Origin of the sequence: Nostoc sp. DedQUE08, from assembly GCF_034530895.1 — a bacterium.
GTDB lineage: Bacteria > Cyanobacteriota > Cyanobacteriia > Cyanobacteriales > Nostocaceae > Nostoc.
The window spans coordinates 15,809-34,446 of record NZ_JAVRCD010000031.1; the positions used below are offsets into that span (position 1 = coordinate 15,809).

An 18,638-nucleotide genomic window follows, 5' to 3' on the forward strand; every position below is an offset into this window, starting at 1 on the left:
TGTTTGTTTGCGACCCCACAACAAAAAATATTATACTCAAAACTTTTATTAGGCACTCAGCACTCCATAACTACCCTATGACAAAAAATATTACTATACTCAGGACTTTAACTAGGCACTCAGCACTCTATAACTAAATTCATTACTCAGCACGGGCTAAACGCCCTGCTAACAGCACTCAGAACTGGATTTCGTTGGAGAGCCGATATGGAATTAATCAAGCGTATCCTGCGGGTGATTCGCGCTAATCTCAATAGTTTGATCGGTGGTGCAGAAGATCCAGAAAAGATTTTGGAGCAAGCTGTGCTGGAAATGCAGGAAAATCTGGTGCAGTTGCGGCAGGGTGTAGCACAAGCGATCGCTACCCAGAAACGCACCGAACGACAAGCAGCGGCCGCTCAATCTCAAACAGAAGAATGGTATCGCCGCGCCCAATTGGCCCTGCAACAAGGTAATGAACCTCTAGCACGTGAAGCTTTGACCAAGCGCCAAGCCTATAAAGAAACCACTACAGCCCTCTTTTCGCAGATAGAGCAGCAAAACGAGATAGTTGCTAGGCTAAAAAAGGATATGCGATCGCTAGAGTTAAAAATTTCCGAGGCGAAAACTAAAAAAGATATGTATATTGCCCGCGCCCGTTCTGCTGAAGCGTCTTATCGCCTCCAAGAAATGCTCGGTGGAGTTTCTGCTACTAGCAGTCTGAGTGCCTTTGAGCGCATGGAAGAAAAAGTTTCACAGATAGAAGCTCAATCAGAAGCCATAGCTCAACTTAGTAGCGACGACTTGGAAACACAATTTACTTCTTTGGAATCTAATGATGTAGATACCGAATTGGCGGCGATGAAGGTACAGGTTTTCAAGCAGTCAGAAAACACACAGCACAAAATCCTAACTGAGGAGAGCCAAAAGACAGAGCAGCCTCCCCAACAGCAGTTACCCAAAACTCAGGATTCTTGAAGTTCTACTAATTACCCCAGTTTGGCGATATCTTAACAATTAAGAGTTGTTAGGAGGTACTGATTCAAACTGGAAAGATTACATTGAAATAGGTAGCTATAAAAAAGTAAAAAAGCTAACTGTCCAAGAAAAAGCGTAAATCACACAAGGAAAAACAAAGTTATGGGATTATTCGATCGCATTAAGCGAGTAGTTAGTTCTAACCTCAACGACCTGGTTAACAAAGCCGAAGACCCCGAAAAAATGCTAGAGCAAGCCATCCTGGAAATGCAGGAAGACTTGGTACAGCTGCGTCAGGGAGTAGCCCAAGCGATCGCCGCCCAAAAACGCAGTGAAAAACAGTATAATGATGCCCAAAATGAAATCAATAAATGGCAACGCAATGCTCAACTAGCGCTACAAAAAGGTGATGAAAACTTAGCACGACAAGCTTTAGAGCGTAAAAAAACTTATACGGATACCAGCACAGCCCTCAAAGCTAGTTTAGATACCCAAAGCACCCAAGTTGATACCCTCAAACGCAATTTAATCCAACTGGAAAGCAAAATTTCTGAGGCTAAGACCAAGAAAGAAATGCTCAGAGCGAGAATCACCACTGCCAAAGCCCAAGAGCAACTCCAAGGCATGGTGCGTGGGATGAATACCAGCAGTGCAATGTCTGCCTTCGAGCGGATGGAAGAAAAGGTCTTGATGCAAGAAGCCAGGGCCCAGGCACAAGGAGAGTTAGCGGGTGCTGATTTAGAAAGCCAATTTGCTCGATTGGAAGGTAGTAGCGATGTTGATGATGAATTGGCAGCCTTGAAAGCCCAGATGCTACCACCTGCCGCTCCACAAAATCAAGCCCAACTGCCACCGCAACAAGAAGCCACTGCTCCTAAATCTAATGAGGTGGTTGATGCTGAGTTAGATTCCTTACGCAAGCAATTGGATCAACTGTAAAATTGACAGAAAACTTATTTAAGCTAGTCCCACGCCTGTTGGCTGTGGGATTTTACGTCATTAGTCAATAGTTAACAATCCTAATCACTATAAATTATTAACTATGGACTATTGACGACTTTGGGATAAAGTATTGTGTGTGCCAACTTCGATCGCCACCTGATGGAGACTGCAATGAGTAAGGCTGTAATCACCATAACCGATGCTGAGTTTGAAACCGAAGTGTTAAAAGCCGAGCAGCCTGTATTAGTTTATTTTTGGGCTTCCTGGTGTGGGCCTTGTCAATTGATGTCGCCCCTGATTAACTCAGCTGCTACCAAATATAGCGATCGCCTCAAAGTCGTTAAAATGGAAATTGACCCCAACCCATTGACTGTTAAGCAGTATCAAGTGGAAGGCGTACCCGCTCTCAGACTATTTCAAGGCCAGGAAGTTTTGATATCCACCGAGGGAGTCATCGGCAAAGATAAATTACTCGAACTCTTAGATACGTACTTAAATAGTAATTAGTCATTGGTCATTAGTCATTGGTCATTGGTCACTTGTACTGAGCGTTGCCCTTGGCGCAGCCTCTGGTAGAGAAGTATTGGTCATTCGATCAAAGGACAAAGGACAAATGACAAAGGACAAATGACAAAGGACAAATGACTAACATACAGTTTGCAAAACGTTTACAACCCCTAAAATCTAATGTATTTGCTGATATGGACAGAGCCAAGGCTGTCGCTTTGGCCGCTGGCCGAGAGGTAATTGATTTATCCTTGGGGTCTTCCGATTTACCAGCCGAGGCCCACGTTCTTGAGGCGATCGCCCAATCTCTTGGCGATCGCAGTACCCACGGTTATCTATTATTTAACGGTACCCTTGGATTCCGCGAAGCCGCAGCCAACTGGTACGAACAAAAATTTGGGATCGAAGTCGATCCTCAAACTGAGGTACTACCTTTAATTGGTTCTCAAGAAGGCACAGCCCATTTACCCCTAGCAATACTTAATCCAGGAGATTTTGCCCTGTTGCTCGATCCAGGTTATCCATCCCATGCGGGGGGAGTCTACCTAGCCAGCGGTCAAATCTACCCGATGCCACTACTGGCAGAAAATGGTTTTTTACCAGTTTTTGCTGATATTCCTGTCCCAGTTTTGGCGCAGTCGCGGATGATGGTATTAAGTTATCCTCATAATCCTACCGCTGCGATCGCACCTTTATCTTTTTTCCAAGAAGCTGTCGCCTTCTGCCAACAACACAATCTCGTGCTGGTTCACGATTTCCCCTACGTAGATTTGGTATTTGGAGAGAGTGGGGACTGGGGACTGGGGACTGGGAGACAAGGAGACAAGGACACAAGGGGAATCATTAATTTCCAATCCCCGATACCCAATCCCCAGTACCCAATACCCAATACCCAGTCCCTAGTCCCTTCAATTCTGCAAGCCGATCCAGAAAAAAGCGTCTCGATTGAATTTTTCACCCTTTCCAAGTCCTACAATATGGGTGGCTTCCGCATTGGCTATGCCATCGGTAATGCTCAGTTAATTAACGCCTTACGCCAAGTAAAAGCCGCCGTTGATTTTAACCAGTATCGGGGAATTTTGAATGGTGCGATCGCAGCCTTAACTGGCCCTCAATCTGGCGTAAAATCTGCTGCGATCGCCTTCCAGAGGCGGCGTGATGCTTTCATCAATGCTTTACACCGTATTGGCTGGAATGTTCCTACTCCCGAAGCCACAATGTACATCTGGGCAAAATTGCCCTCACCTTGGAGTGAAAACTCCGTAGAATTTTGTACCCAGCTAGTCAAACAAACTGGTGTAGCAGTTTCTCCAGGTGCTGGCTTTGGCAAATCTGGAGAAGGGTATGTCCGTTTTGCCTTGGTGCATGAGCCACCTTTGTTAGAAATTGCTGTAGAAAGAATGGCTGAGTTTCTTCATTAAATTTCTTCTCAAGCTGAACGCCAAGGATTTTTGGCGGCAAAGTCTATCAATGGAACACGCGCTAGGGCACACATTTGTGCATTGGTGTCAACTTCAGGTAAAAGTTAGGTTTAGCAAACGTTTTAGAGTTGCCCTCATCCCCTAACCCTTTCTTCCAATTTGGGAGAAGGTGATCTGGAGAATTTCCTCCCCCGTTCCAAATGGGGAGAATATCTGGGGGTGAGGGCAAAACTCATACAGTCAGGAGATTTCAGCATTAGTTGGCACTAATGCACATTTGTACATCCCTAATAATCACCGTATTGTACTGATCTGAAAAAGATTACACTGTATTTTTAGCAACTACATATATTAAGACAAAATACGTAATTAAACGTATAAAACTATCAAAACATTCTTCATCTTTTTATTGATAATCAGCGTTAACTTTACCCAATCAGGTCTCCTCGTTTCTTAAACTGGGTTTGTACGCTCAGATACCAAAGACGGCTAACAATGCAGGTAAGCATCTGTATAGCCAAAAAATCTGTGGTCAAGAAAGCCCAAGCCTAAAAACGACAGTAGTTTAAAACTTAACTTCCAAACTGACAGAGACTTGAAAACAATGAAAACGACTTTTCAGACACTTATAATTGGTGCCTCAATGGCTATTGGTGTGAGCGCTCTTGCCACTGCCCCAGCACACGCTACATCTTTTAGTTTTGATAATAATGGAGAAATTAACACTTACACTGGTGGCTCAAATGGTACTTTCATCAAAGGGAATGCCCAAGGTGGTACTAAAGCTGCCATCAAAGCTTTGACAGATAACGACTCCAGTTCTAACGTTGAGCTTTGGTATAGTAGCGAAACCCCAGATTCTAACGTTGGCTTCACCGCCACAAAAGGAAACTACAGTGCCACCGTTAGTAGTGTCACTGCTAATGACTGGAATAGTTTTGGTTCCCAATGGCTAGGCGATTTATTGAGTAGCTACACACCATTTCAATCAGTTTGGAACGGGTTTTCAGCCGACAGCAAATCACTAATAACTAGTTATTTTCCTTCCTTGGGAATGGGAGATCCGAACATTGGTGGTTTCCAATTCGGTCAGAATGGCGGTGTGGAACTGAAATTAGTTGGTCACTTGGATGTAAAGACTAAACTTGCAACAACTATTTCTACTAAGGTTGATGAAAAGTGGAATGCAATTAAATCACAGTTTCCTTCACAAACAACTCAACCAACCCTTTCACAACTTGAAAGTTCAATTCCACAACTACAAACACAACTGAGCGCAATTCCAGGACAAATTACCACGCTGCAAACACAACTCAACGCAATTCCAGGACAGATTACCACACTGCAAACACAACTCAACGCAATTCCAGGACAGATTACCACACTGCAAACACAACTCAACGCAATTCCTAATATTCCAGCCAATCAAACAAAAAGGCAACAACTGACAAGTCAAATCTCTCAACTGAATACTCTCAAAAATCAAACACTACCAGGTCAAATTTCTCAACTGAATACTCTCAAAAATCAAACACTACCAGGTCAAATTTCTCAACTGAATACTCTCAAAAATCAGCTACCAGGTCAAATCTCTCAACTCACATCATTTAAAGATGTACTGACTCTGCAAGCTGCATTAAATGCATATCAAGGTGAAATTGCGGCTAGTGAAATTGCTAAGGTAGTTACTGGTGGTCAAACTTACTATGCCTATAGCTTTAACCCCACTGCATCCGGGATTACTGCTTCTGATGATGGTGTATCCTATAGTGCAATTTATACTTGGTCAACACCTAAGTATGTCTCTCCATCCTCTGTACCGGAACCCTCAGTAGTATTTGGGATTTTAGGTGTTGCTGGTATCTTTGTTACACAACGCAAGTTAAAAAAAGTATCTGGTTGAAACTCCGGTTTCCATTCCAAAAAATAAGTAAGGGAGCTAACAGCTCCCTTTTTTGATGAATAATTCCTTGCAGCTATAATAAATTTAATCTTCTAGGTTATACTATTTCTAAAAATACTTGCAACAAATGAATCGGTTGCAAAATTCTACATCTGTATGTCCCTAGCAAGTTAATTTATTTATAATATGGATTTTGCACAATAGTATTGCTTACCCTCACGGCTTCAGGAAAGGCTATTACCATAATATAAGTACCAGTATTACTTAAGTAGTTTTACTCATAAAATTTAGGCAACTAAATTTGTAAAAACAGAAGTTAACTTAATACTCTAGATTATACTAAATTAGTAAAAAAAAGATTAATTTTTGATTTAACTACATTTAATAATACTATCATTTTAGTATTGTAGTGCAGCTAAATTTAATTGATTGATATTTTTGATTTAGATTACATAAGTACAATTTATATTTATTTCACTCTTTAAATGCCCTACTGTTTTAGTTTATGGTAATAATGACTAGCTTTTAATTAAGATAATCAGATAATAGGTTAGCAATGACAGTACAATTACTCAATATAAATCAGCCATTGCAGTCACACAAAGTTAGACGAATTTTACTAGTTGAAGACCATTACCTCAATCGGATGTTACTTAGTGACTATCTAAGTTACTGTGGTTATGAAGTCCAAAGTTTATCAGAAGGTTCTGCTTTTTTCTCAACCATAGAGAAATTCGAGCCAGATTTAATGTTATTGGACTTGAAATTGCCAGATGTTGACGGTTATTCACTCTTAAAACAAGTCCAGCAAAAACCTGATTTGTCAAAAATACCTATCATTGTGGTTTCAGCTTTTGCTTTTAAAGCAGATCGAGAACTAGCTCTGAGTTTGGGCGCACGTAACTATTTTGTCAAACCTTTAAAACTCAAGGATCTCATTCTTGCAATTGAAGAACAGTTTACTTGCCGCAACAGATAATTTTTTTGTTATGTGTGTCTTTATTCTGCTTTTTGGCCAGCAATAAATTCTTCAACGCACTCACTAAGAGTTTGTACAGAACTGCCAATTGTTGAAATTTTCTGTTGTACTTGCGCTAATAACAAAACTGCTGTTTGCAATTCATTGAGAGTCTCAGCCATAGCCTCACGATACTGGACTTCAAAATCTTGTAAATTCATAGTTTAGCTCTTGCCCTAAATTATTATAATAACTATATTATCAATCATAATCGTAAATTTAACTGACTAAATCCGTTAATTCGCTTAAGGTTATAAATTCAACAAATAAACATAAATAGTATCAATAGATAAAATTTTAATTGAATATTTATTTAACCAATATACAAATATATTCTTTATTAATAAAAACACAAATTAATCCAAGATATTATCATCTAATCTAAAATATAAAATTTCAGATAATAAAGTATTATCAATTGAAAAATGTTAATTATAGATTCAAAAAGCAAAGTTTTTATTCTGACAGTAGCAGCCAATGACTAAGATTGCAGTCACTTTTCTAGCAAGGCTCTAGCTTAGAAGCCGACGACCCTGCGAGAAGGCAAGGAACTAGCTACAGCAGACTTATCTTTGTGCAAACTAAAAGCCTACCTGACTTGAGAGTGCTGTTAATGGATAGCTAGGGTTTAGCTCGTGCTGAGTTAGGAGTTATATCATGTCCGCCTAATTAGTTATAATTCGCGCATCTGTGCAAAAACCAGGAAATCCTCTTTCCCCCAGCTAAGAGCTCCCAGCAAGAACTGCGGTCTTAATGATAAGTCTTTAACCGGACACGATATTATTTTCCCCAGTCCCTCATGACTGCTACTTTGTATTTACTTGATAAATAATTTATTAAATCGGCACGAAAAAATAATTTTTCTTAAAATAGAGAAAGATTACCTAATTTTGGTTGTGACAATATCTACTCAAATATTACCACTGGTTAAAGAGCCAGAACGACTAGAAAACCGTCTAGCCGAAATTCCACCGGAACCGGGGGTTTATTTCATGCGGGACAGGAGCGATCGCATTATCTATATAGGTAAATCGCGTAAGTTGCGATCGCGTGTCCGTTCCTATTTCCGGGATGGCTACAACAAGACTGAACGTATCGCCACGATGGTCAAGTTAGTGACAGAAATTGAATTCATCGTCACTGATACTGAAGCCGAAGCTTTAGCGCTAGAAGCCAATTTGATCAAGCAGCACCAGCCATACTTTAACGTGTTGCTCAAAGATGATAAAAAATATCCTTATCTCTGCATTACTTGGTCAGAAGATTATCCGCGAATTTTTATTACCCGTAAACGCCAATTCGGTAAAGAAAAGGATAAATTTTACGGGCCTTATACTGATGCTGGTTTATTACGAGAAATTGTCCGCATCTGCAAGCGCATTTTTCCCCAGCGACAACGACCCCAACCACTTTTTAAAGATCGCCCTTGCTTGAATTTTGATTTAGGGCGTTGTCCTGGTGTGTGTCAACAGATGATTTCACCAGAAGAATATCGCAAAATTGTCCAAAAAATCGCGATGGTTTTTCAAGGTCGAACCCAGGAACTGATTGATATTTTGACCCAACAGATGAATGCAGCCGCTGAGAACTTGAATTTTGAGTCAGCGGCGCGGATTCGCGATCAAATTTCTGGCTTAAAGTCTCTGACAGCCGACCAGAAAGTTTCCTTACCAGATGATACTGTTTCGCGGGATGCGATCGCACTGGCAGCCGACGAACAGCACGCCTGCATTCAACTATTTCAGATTCGCGCTGGGCAATTGGTAGGACGTTTAGCCTTTGTGGCGGATACTCACGCCGAACCAGGAGCGATTTTACAACGAGCTTTGGAGGAACATTACCAAACTGCTGATTCCGTAGAAATCCCTTTAGAGATTTTAGTACAGCATGATTTACCAGATGCGGAAATATTGGCAGATGTCTTAACTCAACGTAAAGGCAAAAAAGTTACAATACTGACTCCTTTGCGCCAAACTAAAGCAGAATTAATTGAGATGGTAGAGCGAAATGCTCAGTATGAATTGCAAAGAATGCAGAAATTTGGCGATCGCAATCACCAAGCAATGCAAGATTTAGCCACCATTCTCGATTTACCAGATGTACCTCACCGCATCGAAGGTTATGACATTTCCCATATTCAAGGGTCAAATGCTGTAGCTTCGCAAGTCGTGTTTATCGACGGATTACCCGCAAAGCAGAACTATCGCCACTACAAAATTAAAAATCCTACGGTGACAGCAGGACATTCAGATGATTTTGCTAGTCTTGCTGAAGTCATCCAGCGGCGGTTCCGTAAATATGCCGAAGATCAGCAATTAGCGCGTTTGGGTAATCCTGACTGGCCTGATTTAATCATGATCGATGGTGGTAAAGGTCAGTTATCATCAGTTGTCGCTGTCTTGCAAGAAATGAATTTATTAGAAGACTTGCGAGTGGTAAGTTTAGCAAAGCAGCGAGAAGAGATTTTTTTACCAGGAGAATCTAAACCCTTAACAACTGATGCAGAACAACCAGGGGTACAGCTGTTACGGCGGCTGCGGGATGAAGCGCATCGGTTTGCAGTCAGTTTCCATCGTCAACAGCGTAGTGATAAATTGAAGCGATCGCGTTTAGATGAAATTCCTGGCTTAGGACATCATCGACAAAAGCAGCTACTAGGGCATTTTCGCTCAGTTGATTATATTCGCCAAGCGACAACCCCACAACTTGCCGAGGTTCCAGGAATCGGGCCGCGTTTGGCTCAAGAAATTTACGATTATTTTCATCCTGCTTGAGGAGATTAGTAGTCTGTCAAATTTCAATTTATGTATGAATAAACAAGTTTGTAGTAAGAGCTAAAGTCCTTACTACACACACTTAAAACTAGCTTGAAAAAGTATTAGTTCCACTCTCACAGAGGATTCTGTTAAGTTTGTCTGCGAGAATTTAAGATGTGTATATACCGTAAATTTACGGGATCTCGTAACTATATCTCGTAACTATGGTAATTTTGATTAAATTTTCACACCAGAATTCCACCTCATAAATCTTGCCAGCAAAAATTAACTAATCCTTAAGATAACTATTTTGTTACTAAATATACAGTATTTTCTGTAGTTTAACTTTTGAATACAAGAACGGCTATTTTTTGTATCTGTCCAAGATGACTATAAATAAGCCTCTCTCAAAGCATTCGTCATAGGGATCAGTAAATATCTAAGCGTCATTTAATTAAAAAAGAATTTATGTACCTAAAGTAAGAGGGTAAAATCACTTAAATTATAGGATAGTATAGAGAGAAATCGAAGTTTTTTCAAATCTGAAATTTTGTTTAAAATAATTAGCCAATATTAAAGTCGTTTGTTAAGTTGGGTCAAACCAAAATCTTTTCTACTTTAACTGGCAGTTTTCTCAAATAAAAAATAAATTACAACCAGGGGTTTTAAAATGCAGACAGTACAAAAAATTTACTGCCCAAATTGCGGCAGCCAAGCAGAACGTTATTATATTTCTGATAGTCAATTAACTCGAACACAATGCTCTAGTTGTGACTACTTGATGATTAGTTGCACTCGCACTGGCAAAGTAATTGAGGCTTATGCACCAGGAATTTATGCACAGCGCTAAATAATAAAAATCAAAAAAAATTAGAGAATATTTTCTCTAATTTCTAATAATAAATTTACTTGTCATAAATTTTAAAGACTTTACAGATTATTCTGTTGTCTGAGTTGTTGCTGTCGGATCTGTTCTTGTAACCTAAATTGTTGCTGTTGTCTAATTTGTTGATCTTGTCTAAGTTGTTGCTGTTGTATTCTCAGTTGTTGCTGTTGTGAAAAGTCCTGCTGTTGTAGTCTTGTTCCTTCCTGTTGTAGTCTCAATTGTTGCTGACGCAACATTTCTTGCCGTTGTCGTGTAAATTCTTGTTGTTGGATTATCTGTTGTTGTTGTAGTTGTTGTGGTTGTTGAAAATTTTGCCGTAGCCATGTTTCGTTCATTCGTTCTTGTGTTTGCTGATTTTGCTGTTCTTGTTGTTGTCTGATTCTTTCTTGAAGCGAATCTTGTGTCTGGGGATTCGTCCGAATTATTTGTTGGGGATTTGTCCGAATTATTTGTTGGGGATTCGTCTGAATTATTTGTGCAGATGCAGGAAAATTAATCGATAAAGCTTTGGCAAGCACAATCAATGGTAGCCATACTTTAACCAACGATAAGCGATTCAACATATAATTATTTCCTCAATTGTTATAGGTTGGGTTGAGCGATCGCTAAACCCTTAAAATGTCAACAGAATTTCCCTATATATCAATATAGGGGCTTGCAATAGTTAACTGAAGCTAATGTCTTATTTACCGTTATGGGCTTACGCGCTACTTACGGCTGACTACGCCAACATTCTTCAGTCGACGACGTGTTCTAAATATTAGTGCGTTGGGAATAGCTTTCTAAATCAAGGTTATATCCAGTGCATTCTCTTGATTTTTCATAAAACTCTTGCTTCTTAGATATTCATCTTAATTAAATTATATATTTAAATTTTTTACATGATTTGCCGGATTCCCGTAAATCTACCTGCGGTAGGTAAGTTAACAAAGGGATCTCAAGCGGTTTTACGCCAGAGATAAACAGAGATGTATCTGAAGACATATCTCTGTTTATCTGCGGTTTGATATTCATTCATAGAATTGATTGCAACAAGTTTAATTTTTACTTGCTCTTAGTTGCCCGCAAGCAGCATCGGCTTCTAAACCACGGGAATAACGGACACTCACAGCAGTATTTTGTTGCTTAAGAACGTTGACAAATGCTTGAATGCGATCGCGATTAGGGCGTTTGTAGTCTACTTCTTGGATAGGATTATAAGGAATCAAATTCACATGACTTTGGAATCCTCGCAAGCATTTTGAAAGTTCTAATGCGTGTTCTGGTAAATCGTTAACACCAGCGAGGAGAATGTACTCAAAGGTAACTCGACGCCCAGTGATTTCTACATATTCTCGACATTCAGCCAGTAAATCTTCTAGAGGATAGGCGCGGGCGCTAGGGATGAGTTTTTCTCGTAGTGCTTGGTTGGGTGCGTGGAGACTTACAGCCAAAGTGATTTGCAAATTATTTTGCGCGAACTGACGGATGCGATCGCGAATCCCCACTGTAGAAACTGTAAGCGATCGCTGCCCAATACCGACATCTTGATTCAGGGATTTTAGGGCTGCTAAGACATTCTCAGTATTCAACAACGGTTCGCCTAGCCCCATAAACACCACATTGCTAACCCGTTGTTGAAAATCTTCTTGCACAGTCAACACCTGATCGACAATTTCATGCCGTGCTAGATTGCGTTTGTAGCCTCCCTTACCAGTAGCGCAGAAATCACACGCCATTGGGCAACCCACCTGAGTAGAGACGCAAACTGTCAAACGGGCTTTTGGGCCTTCTCCCCTTTCTGCAAAGGTGGGGATACCAACAGTTTCAATAATTTGCCCGTCTGTTAATCGTAAAAGATATTTCACTGTACCATCGGGAGCCTCAGAGCGGTAATGTAAAATTGAGCGCCCAACGGGAACTTCTGCTACTTCTTGCCGCCATTGCTTGGAGAAGACAGAAATATTAGCTAGCGATCGCACCCCCTTGTCATAGATCCATTCATGCAGTTGCTTTCCTCTGTAAGCAGGTTGTCCTTGTTGCTGCACCCAAGTGCTTAACTCCGCCAGAGAAGCGCCTAGAAGGGGAGGAATTGATTCTGATTTTTCTGAGTTGAAGTCAACCTGAGATACAAGAGGCGTAGCAGACATAAAAAAATCACGAGTTGATGTAGGATCTCTATCCTACACCTGCCAGATCGAGTTAGTCTTGACCAAAGAAGATGAGGAATTAACCAAAAGTTGTGCCGTTCCAGCCCCACATTGCCCCTTTAGCGTCTGCAAACTCTATATAAATGCGATTTTTAGGTACACCTAGAGTTTGGTTAATCTGCTGGCAAAAGTCTTGACTCATTGCTACGGTTTGCTCTGGCTTCATCGTGCCAACGCTCTTAATTTCAATGTAGCAAACTGGGTCTGTATTCCCTGCAAAAGTCATCGGAATTCCTGATTCAAAAGCAGTCATTACATAAGATTCTGGTTTTCCCAAATGTTTCGCTAACTTGGCTGAGAGGTTTAAAAGCATTGACTCAATTTCAGCTTTTTGAGGAGCAGACGCAGAAGTTTGCACTTTAATTAAAGGCATAGTACCGAATTGGAATTTTGGATTTTATTACACTGTTAAGTTTACCGAAACGCAGAGGAAATGAGGGATGGGGCGACAAGGGAGATGAGGAGAATAACCCATGCCCAATGCCCAATGCCCAATGCCCAATGCCCCACTATTTAGTAATGAGATGAGCGAAATAGGTGATTATGTTCGGGATGATATAAACGCGATCGCCCTTTTGCTGTCGAGGCTGTCGAGAGGGCTGGACTGATTATATAAAGTGTAGTGCGAATTAGTTTTTCTTTATGAGTGCAGTCTGCCATTTGATTTAGGGGGACAACCCTGATTTTTTCATCGGGCCATCCGATGCGAAAGCAAATCGCAATGAGAGTTTCGGCTGGATAGTGTTCGAGTAGTTTAGCTTGGGCATTTTCGACATGACGCGCACTTAAATACAGGCAGAGGCTAGCCTGATGTGCTGCGAGAGTAGCTAATTCTTCGGCGGCGGGGACTTCTGTACGTCCACTGATGCGTGTCAAGATAATGGTTTGAACTAAACCGGGTACAGTCAGTTCTACTTTGAGTTTGGCAGCAGCAGCTTGAAAAGCGCTGATACCTGGTATGACTTCAAAAGGAATATTTGCCTCTGCCAAGAGGTGCATTTGCTCGTGGATGGCGCTGTAGAGACTAGGATCGCCAGAATGGAGACGGACTACAGATTTGTGCTGCGATCGCACTCTATCGATCATAATTGGCAAAATCTCTTCTAAAGTCTGATTCGCAGTTCTAATTATCTCGGCATCTTTTCGGCAAAGTTCTAAAATTTCTTCAGGTACTAAAGAATCAGCAAATAAAATTACATCAGCAACAGCCAGTAATTTCTGCGCCTTCACCGTTAATAAATCAGGATCTCCAGGGCCAGCTCCGACAATATACACAGATGGGTCTATGGCATACAGTGTTTTTTTATAGCTTAGGTCTTCTGTACATTCACTTTGAAAAGAACCCACGACAATCCCTCAAAAAACTTTTTTGATATTTTCTCAGTATCTTTCCGGATTCCCCCTCTTTCCCTAGTAGAGAGTAATGGTAGATGCACCCTGGTTAAGCCCTAGAGAATACTCTGGGGCATTTTTTATTTTTTAGTCATTGGGAATTGAGCATAGGGCATAGTTATTCTCCTTGTCCCCTTGTCCCCTTGTCCCCTTGTCCCCCATTTCCTTTAGCAGTAGGAACTACATCGGGTAAAGGGCGTTTGAGTAAGTAAAGCCAAGCTAATCCAACTAATCCCAATAAAATTCCTAGACTACTGACTACTTGCGCCATCCGTAATGGCCCCAGCATCAAGCTATCAGTGCGAAAGCCTTCAATCCATAAGCGTCCTAAGCTATAGGCTGGCCAGTAAATGAGAAACAGTGTGCCTACCTTCAGACGCGGCTTACCGGATAAAGACCGGAAAAATAACGTTATTAGTAGCGTAAACACCATTAAATCCCATAGAGATTCGTAGAGGAAGGTGGGATGAAAGTAATCGAAACTAACATACTCTAAAGGACGATGGTCTGGTGGAATATACAGCTTCCAGGGTAAATCAGTCGGATCGCCAAAAGCTTCAGAATTAAAGAAATTGCCCCAACGTCCGATCGCTTGCCCTAAAATCAGCGAAGGTGCTACTAAATCTGCCAGTTGCCAGAAAGAAACCTGCTTGATTTTGGCAAAGATTAACGCAGCCACAACGCCACCAAGAATCGCTCCATGAATGGCAATACCCCCTTCCCAAATCGCAAAAATTTTTCCTGGAGTTGGAGCATATTTTGACCACTCAAAAAAAACGTAATATAGCCGTGCGCCAGGAATTGCCCCAATCAACAACCAAAAGAACAAATCGCCTAGCAACTCAGGATTAACATTGCGCCGCTTTGCCAAATTCTGGGAAAGGATGACGCCAATTAAAACTGCTGTGGCAATCAACAAGCCGTACCAACGAATACTTAGTGGCCCTATTTTCACCAGAATCGGTCCTGGAGAAGTAAATTGAAACGCCAAGGGCAAAGTGGGAAAATCCAGTGCCATGAAAAATTACCTAGAAAAGTTCGTTAACTACCCGCGCACTTTGCTAAGTACGGAGTTTCTTGTGTCTCGAATACTGTAACTACACTTAAATCTTCCACAACATTGTGGGGACGTAGGTAAAAATCCAGTATTCATATTTAGGAGTCTAGTGGAGTGTGGTAGAAATAACTATGCAGTCAACAATAATGTAAAGGCTTATGCTATAAGCTTTCTTTCCTTCTGCCTCCTGCCTCCAGCAAGAACTGCCTTCTGCCTTCTTGCACTAGTTCCTAACGCTTAGTTGAGCATAACTTGTACCACTAAAACAATTGAGTTTACCATCATTACCGAGAGCGCAAGATGGTAGATTTGAGTAAGTTACACAAAATGATTTCAATATAATCACCTAAACAACTTTGATATATTTAAAATTGTGATTGCTATTTATCCTGGTAGCTTCGACCCCATTACTTTGGGACACCTCGATCTCATCGGGCGCGGTAGTCGGCTGTTTGAGCGGGTGATTGTCGCTGTACTACGGAACCCTAACAAGATGCCACTTTTTAGTGTGGAGCAACGGCTAGATCAAATCCGTCTTTCTACAGAACATTTACCTAATGTAAAAGTAGACAGCTTTGATGGTCTTACTGTCAATTATGCTCAAATGCAACAAGCACAAGTTTTGATCCGGGGTTTACGGGCTGTGTCAGATTTTGAAGTGGAACTGCAAATGGCTCACACCAACAAAACTCTTTCTACCCAAATAGAAACAGTTTTTCTCGCAACCTCAAATGAGTATAGTTTTTTAAGTAGTAGTGTGGTAAAAGAGATTGCAAGGTTTGGTGGCTCTATCGATCATCTCGTTCCCCCACACATTGCCCTAGATATATACCAATGCTACAATCAGAAATCTCCAATGTTGAACCCAATCTCAACGGAAGCAATCCCCCCCCTCAAGAATATCTCGGTGGAGAGGGAAGCATAGATATTCAGCAGGAACTCAACCGCCTAGAAGAAATGGTTCTCTCTAGTCTCAGGATTCCGCTAACGGGACGCACACTCATAGATGAGGAAAAGTTGCTAGATCAGCTTGATTACATCCGGCTGGCTTTACCATCACTTTTTCAAGAAGCAGCAGCAGTTCTTGACCAAAAGAACGAAATTCTGCTGGAAGCGGAAGAGTATGGACAGCAGGTTGTTGAGGCTGCACAAGCAAAAAGAGCGCAAATTTTAGCTGAAAGCGATATTATTCACCAGGCGGAACAAGAAGCTGAACGATTGCGGCGACAAGTGCAACAAGAGTGTGAGGGAATAATGCAAGAAACTCTCGCCGAGATTGACCGCAAGCGGTATGCTTGTCAGCAAGAGTTAGAGCTGATGCGACAAAATGCGATCGCTCAAGCTCAAGAAATTGAAGATGGTGCTGATGCTTATGCCGATGGCATTTTGGGAAATATCGAGCAGGATCTCAAAGATATGTTGCGAATTATCACCAATGGACGGCAACAATTGCAAATTGATAACCTCACCCAGCGTAATTCACCTCCTAGCAAAAAACGATAAAGGCTCTAATAAGAGATGATGAAAAATTATAAGTTGGGTTTTAAGCAATAGTGAAACCCAACTATTTTTATTAGGGAAGTTTTTTGGGAAATCTACCGAGAAATAGATTTAAATTTGTGGATTGTAATTAAACAGGATCTCTAATAAATGATTACTTTCGCTCAAGTTAATTTTGGATTAAATTTAGCTGGTTTAATTGGAATTATTTATTTTCTTTTGGCAGTTATTTACTTTATTTTAACAGTAGTTTGGCTTGCCCAACGTGGAACTAGGCTTACAGGTTGGGCTTTAGCCCTTTACATTATTCAAGTGATATTTACACCAATTATAATGTTAATATGCGGAGTAATCTTGTTTTTTCAAGGTTGGCGTTTAGATCCAATTCTTCAGTTTGAGCAATTTTTATCGTTGCTTTTAATTATTTATTTCGCTATTAAAGATATTGTAATTAATGCCGTTTACAGAGATAGATAATTTTATAATTTTTTGGTAGAGACGTGAACTGTGCGTCTCTACCAAAAATAAATATTTATACAGAAGAAAACTACAAAGTGTAAGTAAAATCTTCCACCAACATACCAGGAACTAAACTACCTCCAAGTTGGCGACTTTCATAAGTACCTACTTCGGGAATGAATTCTTGAAAAGTAGTCAAATCTATTAGATTTTCTCCCCAGAAGCGATAGAGACTTTCATCAAAACGTAAGTTTTCAATGGGGGCAGTAATTTCTCCGTTTTCTACCCAAAAACAAGCATAACGAGTCATACCTGTGATTCTACCAGTGTGGCGATCGCTCCAATTCAAGTAATGCAAATTTGATAAATATAATCCTGTATCCAATCTCGGAAGAATCTGCTCAAAGATTAAATTTCCGGGACTGATTTCTGGCGCGCGCAGAGTCTCTGAACCATTAGCGCCGTTGGCAATTTTTTGATATTCCTTAGCAGTGCGAGAATTCACCAGAGTATTTACCAAATATCCTTTTTCTATTACAGGTAACTCTGGTGCTGCCATTTCTCCCAATTCATTAAATCGCGGTACTAATCCGCGCTGAAAGTTTTCTTTCAAACTAAATGCCGTCGAAAGTTGTTTTTCTTGACGCGATAAAGCAGCTAAAGCACTGTTCCCTTGTTGAATATCAGCTTCGCTTACTGCTCCCCAAGAAAGCATTACTAATAAATCTGCAACAGCAGCAGGTGCAAAATAAGTTTTGTATTGTCCTCGTGGTAATTCTTTAATTGGACGAGCTAGCAATTCAAGTTGCTTTTTAGCTTCGCTGATTTTGGTTATATAAGCAGATTCATCCCAATCACTTCCGGCAAATGTGCCCTTAACTGCTTGCTCAGAGGTAGAAAATAAAGAATAATCTAAACTAAAAGAATCAGTAGCAAACCAGTGTTTTTGACCACTGGAATCACCATAACCTTTAATTACTATTCCTCCAGCATATATACCAGTAAAATCTAATTCAGGAACTTGTTCTAATACACTTGTTACTACTGCTTCCTCTGGTAATAAATTTCCAGAATGTATTTCCCGGCTGGTATTATTGCCTGATGGTAAAACTAGATATGGATCGATGGGTAATAAAATCAGTTCGTCGCGTAGTTCCTGCAAAGCAGGATATGCTAATTGCCAGTCTAACTCCCAATTTCCAGTAAAGGGAAACTGCCTAATACTGCTGCGTTGATCTGCCATCAGAGTCAGTTCTATCCAACCATCAGCAACACAACCAGTTTGTCGCACTTTCGCATGGTTGAAACGAGTAAATTGACTTCTTTCACTACTAAGTCTCACAGTGAATTGTTCATTTTCAGCTTTTTTAATCAGCAGACTTTCAATCAGTCGATTAAAACTGACTTCTAATGCAGATAATTCCTCAATTTTCATAGAAATTAAATATCAATAGGGAATAAAGAGGGGGAAAAAGTTAAACCAATTCGCAATTCGCAATGGGCTACGCCCCGCTGCGCTAACGCAATTACGTTTTGTGACGTGGATTTAGACCTCGACACAAAACCTGCTGCCTGTAGAGACAGGGGACTTGAACCCCCACCACTTGTTAAAAGTTATGAGTTGAAGAAATTGTTAACTTCTAACTCCTAA

At 40.7% G+C, this 18,638-nt stretch carries 18 protein-coding genes and 1 pseudogene; 11 read left to right on the forward strand and 8 right to left on the reverse strand.

From position 1 onward, the window contains the following. Positions 1-207: 207 nt before the first annotated feature. From RMY64_RS20395 to RMY64_RS20420, 6 genes are all read left to right on the forward strand, one after another. Positions 208-957 carry a PspA/IM30 family protein gene (locus RMY64_RS20395; RefSeq protein ID WP_322683590.1) on the forward strand — a complete coding sequence of 250 codons (750 nt, stop codon included), beginning with the start codon at positions 208-210 and terminating at the stop codon, positions 955-957. A gap of 162 nt (positions 958-1,119) precedes the next feature. Then, a complete protein-coding gene (locus tag RMY64_RS20400) occupies positions 1,120-1,896 on the forward strand; it encodes a PspA/IM30 family protein (protein WP_322674924.1) in 777 nt (258 codons plus the stop codon). Between the two features lie 174 nt (positions 1,897-2,070). Further along, entirely contained in the window at positions 2,071-2,406 is a 336-nt protein-coding gene (locus RMY64_RS20405) for a thioredoxin family protein (RefSeq protein ID WP_322683631.1), read from the forward strand. Between the two features lie 134 nt (positions 2,407-2,540). Further along, on the forward strand, positions 2,541-3,827 hold the full coding sequence (locus RMY64_RS20410; protein WP_322674922.1) for an LL-diaminopimelate aminotransferase: 1,287 nt from the start codon (positions 2,541-2,543) through the stop codon (positions 3,825-3,827). Between the two features lie 604 nt (positions 3,828-4,431). Beyond that, entirely contained in the window at positions 4,432-5,730 is a 1,299-nt protein-coding gene (locus tag RMY64_RS20415; protein ID WP_322700961.1) for an NF038130 family PEP-CTERM protein, read from the forward strand. A 556-nt stretch (positions 5,731-6,286) separates the two neighbouring features. After that, on the forward strand, positions 6,287-6,709 hold the full coding sequence (locus RMY64_RS20420; protein ID WP_322690238.1) for a response regulator: 423 nt from the start codon (positions 6,287-6,289) through the stop codon (positions 6,707-6,709). Between the two features lie 20 nt (positions 6,710-6,729). Here the strand turns inward: RMY64_RS20420 and RMY64_RS20425 are convergent, their stop codons facing one another. Then, positions 6,730-6,909 carry a hypothetical protein gene (locus RMY64_RS20425; protein WP_322674919.1) on the reverse strand — a complete coding sequence of 60 codons (180 nt, stop codon included), beginning with the start codon at positions 6,907-6,909 and terminating at the stop codon, positions 6,730-6,732. Positions 6,910-7,644: 735 nt separating this feature from the next. On the opposite strand from RMY64_RS20425, the gene uvrC reads away from it, so the two are divergent. Next, entirely contained in the window at positions 7,645-9,522 is a 1,878-nt protein-coding gene (uvrC, locus tag RMY64_RS20430) for an excinuclease ABC subunit UvrC (RefSeq protein WP_322674918.1), read from the forward strand. A 267-nt stretch (positions 9,523-9,789) separates the two neighbouring features. Here uvrC and RMY64_RS36855 read toward each other — a convergent pair. After that, a pseudogene (locus tag RMY64_RS36855) lies at positions 9,790-9,879 on the reverse strand (hypothetical protein); the annotation flags it as partial. A 295-nt stretch (positions 9,880-10,174) separates the two neighbouring features. Here RMY64_RS36855 and RMY64_RS20435 point away from each other — a divergent pair. Then, positions 10,175-10,354 (forward strand): replication restart DNA helicase PriA, encoded by a 180-nt coding sequence (locus RMY64_RS20435; protein WP_118168842.1) that lies wholly within the window; start codon positions 10,175-10,177, stop codon positions 10,352-10,354. Positions 10,355-10,434: 80 nt separating this feature from the next. On the opposite strand, the gene RMY64_RS20440 is transcribed toward RMY64_RS20435, so the two are convergent. The 5 genes from RMY64_RS20440 to lgt all read right to left on the reverse strand — a co-directional run bounded on the left by RMY64_RS20440 (position 10,435) and on the right by lgt (position 14,989). After that, on the reverse strand, positions 10,435-10,953 hold the full coding sequence (locus RMY64_RS20440; RefSeq protein ID WP_322674917.1) for a hypothetical protein: 519 nt from the start codon (positions 10,951-10,953) through the stop codon (positions 10,435-10,437). A 474-nt stretch (positions 10,954-11,427) separates the two neighbouring features. Then, on the reverse strand, positions 11,428-12,519 hold the full coding sequence (rlmN, locus tag RMY64_RS20445) for a 23S rRNA (adenine(2503)-C(2))-methyltransferase RlmN (RefSeq protein WP_322674916.1): 1,092 nt from the start codon (positions 12,517-12,519) through the stop codon (positions 11,428-11,430). Positions 12,520-12,598: 79 nt separating this feature from the next. Continuing rightward, the gene (locus RMY64_RS20450; protein WP_322674915.1) at positions 12,599-12,952 is read right to left on the reverse strand and encodes a phenylpyruvate tautomerase MIF-related protein; all 354 of its coding nucleotides are present in this window, start codon (positions 12,950-12,952) and stop codon (positions 12,599-12,601) included. 140 nt (positions 12,953-13,092) lie between these two features. Then, complete coding sequence (gene cobM / locus RMY64_RS20455; protein ID WP_322674942.1) at positions 13,093-13,875, reverse strand: precorrin-4 C(11)-methyltransferase; 783 nt, start codon at positions 13,873-13,875, stop codon at positions 13,093-13,095. Between the two features lie 214 nt (positions 13,876-14,089). After that, positions 14,090-14,989, reverse strand: a complete 900-nt coding sequence (gene lgt / locus RMY64_RS20460) for a prolipoprotein diacylglyceryl transferase (RefSeq protein WP_322674914.1) — start codon at positions 14,987-14,989, stop codon at positions 14,090-14,092. 412 nt (positions 14,990-15,401) lie between these two features. Here lgt and coaD point away from each other — a divergent pair, with 412 nt between their 5' ends. The 3 genes from coaD to RMY64_RS20475 all read left to right on the forward strand — a co-directional run bounded on the left by coaD (position 15,402) and on the right by RMY64_RS20475 (position 17,005). Further along, entirely contained in the window at positions 15,402-15,953 is a 552-nt protein-coding gene (gene coaD / locus RMY64_RS20465; protein WP_322674913.1) for a pantetheine-phosphate adenylyltransferase, read from the forward strand. After that, positions 15,863-16,531 carry a DivIVA domain-containing protein gene (locus RMY64_RS20470; RefSeq protein ID WP_322674912.1) on the forward strand — a complete coding sequence of 223 codons (669 nt, stop codon included), beginning with the start codon at positions 15,863-15,865 and terminating at the stop codon, positions 16,529-16,531. The genes coaD and RMY64_RS20470 overlap by 91 nt, the downstream gene beginning before the upstream one ends. 147 nt (positions 16,532-16,678) lie before the next feature. Further along, positions 16,679-17,005, forward strand: coding sequence for a Ycf66 family protein (locus RMY64_RS20475; RefSeq protein ID WP_322674911.1), 327 nt, complete (start codon positions 16,679-16,681; stop codon positions 17,003-17,005). 70 nt (positions 17,006-17,075) lie between these two features. Here the strand turns inward: RMY64_RS20475 and RMY64_RS20480 are convergent, their stop codons facing one another. Next, positions 17,076-18,422, reverse strand: a complete 1,347-nt coding sequence (locus RMY64_RS20480) for a TldD/PmbA family protein (RefSeq protein WP_322700962.1) — start codon at positions 18,420-18,422, stop codon at positions 17,076-17,078. Between the last annotated feature and the right edge of the window lie 216 nt (positions 18,423-18,638).

What these genes read in the sequence shown, in the direction of transcription:
- RMY64_RS20395 (WP_322683590.1), top strand. Translation starts at nt 208, where the DNA reads ATGGAATTAATCAAGCGTATCCTGCGGGTGATTCGCGCTAATCTCAAT.
- RMY64_RS20400 (WP_322674924.1), top strand. Translation starts at nt 1,120, where the DNA reads ATGGGATTATTCGATCGCATTAAGCGAGTAGTTAGTTCTAACCTCAAC.
- RMY64_RS20405 (WP_322683631.1), top strand. Translation starts at nt 2,071, where the DNA reads ATGAGTAAGGCTGTAATCACCATAACCGATGCTGAGTTTGAAACCGAA.
- RMY64_RS20410 (WP_322674922.1), top strand. Translation starts at nt 2,541, where the DNA reads ATGACTAACATACAGTTTGCAAAACGTTTACAACCCCTAAAATCTAAT.
- RMY64_RS20415 (WP_322700961.1), top strand. Translation starts at nt 4,432, where the DNA reads ATGAAAACGACTTTTCAGACACTTATAATTGGTGCCTCAATGGCTATT.
- RMY64_RS20420 (WP_322690238.1), top strand. Translation starts at nt 6,287, where the DNA reads ATGACAGTACAATTACTCAATATAAATCAGCCATTGCAGTCACACAAA.
- RMY64_RS20425 (WP_322674919.1), bottom strand. Translation starts at nt 6,909, where the DNA reads ATGAATTTACAAGATTTTGAAGTCCAGTATCGTGAGGCTATGGCTGAG.
- RMY64_RS20435 (WP_118168842.1), top strand. Translation starts at nt 10,175, where the DNA reads ATGCAGACAGTACAAAAAATTTACTGCCCAAATTGCGGCAGCCAAGCA.
- RMY64_RS20440 (WP_322674917.1), bottom strand. Translation starts at nt 10,953, where the DNA reads ATGTTGAATCGCTTATCGTTGGTTAAAGTATGGCTACCATTGATTGTG.
- rlmN (WP_322674916.1), bottom strand. Translation starts at nt 12,519, where the DNA reads ATGTCTGCTACGCCTCTTGTATCTCAGGTTGACTTCAACTCAGAAAAA.
- RMY64_RS20450 (WP_322674915.1), bottom strand. Translation starts at nt 12,952, where the DNA reads ATGCCTTTAATTAAAGTGCAAACTTCTGCGTCTGCTCCTCAAAAAGCT.
- lgt (WP_322674914.1), bottom strand. Translation starts at nt 14,989, where the DNA reads ATGGCACTGGATTTTCCCACTTTGCCCTTGGCGTTTCAATTTACTTCT.
- RMY64_RS20470 (WP_322674912.1), top strand. Translation starts at nt 15,863, where the DNA reads ATGCTACAATCAGAAATCTCCAATGTTGAACCCAATCTCAACGGAAGC.
- RMY64_RS20475 (WP_322674911.1), top strand. Translation starts at nt 16,679, where the DNA reads ATGATTACTTTCGCTCAAGTTAATTTTGGATTAAATTTAGCTGGTTTA.
- RMY64_RS20480 (WP_322700962.1), bottom strand. Translation starts at nt 18,422, where the DNA reads ATGAAAATTGAGGAATTATCTGCATTAGAAGTCAGTTTTAATCGACTG.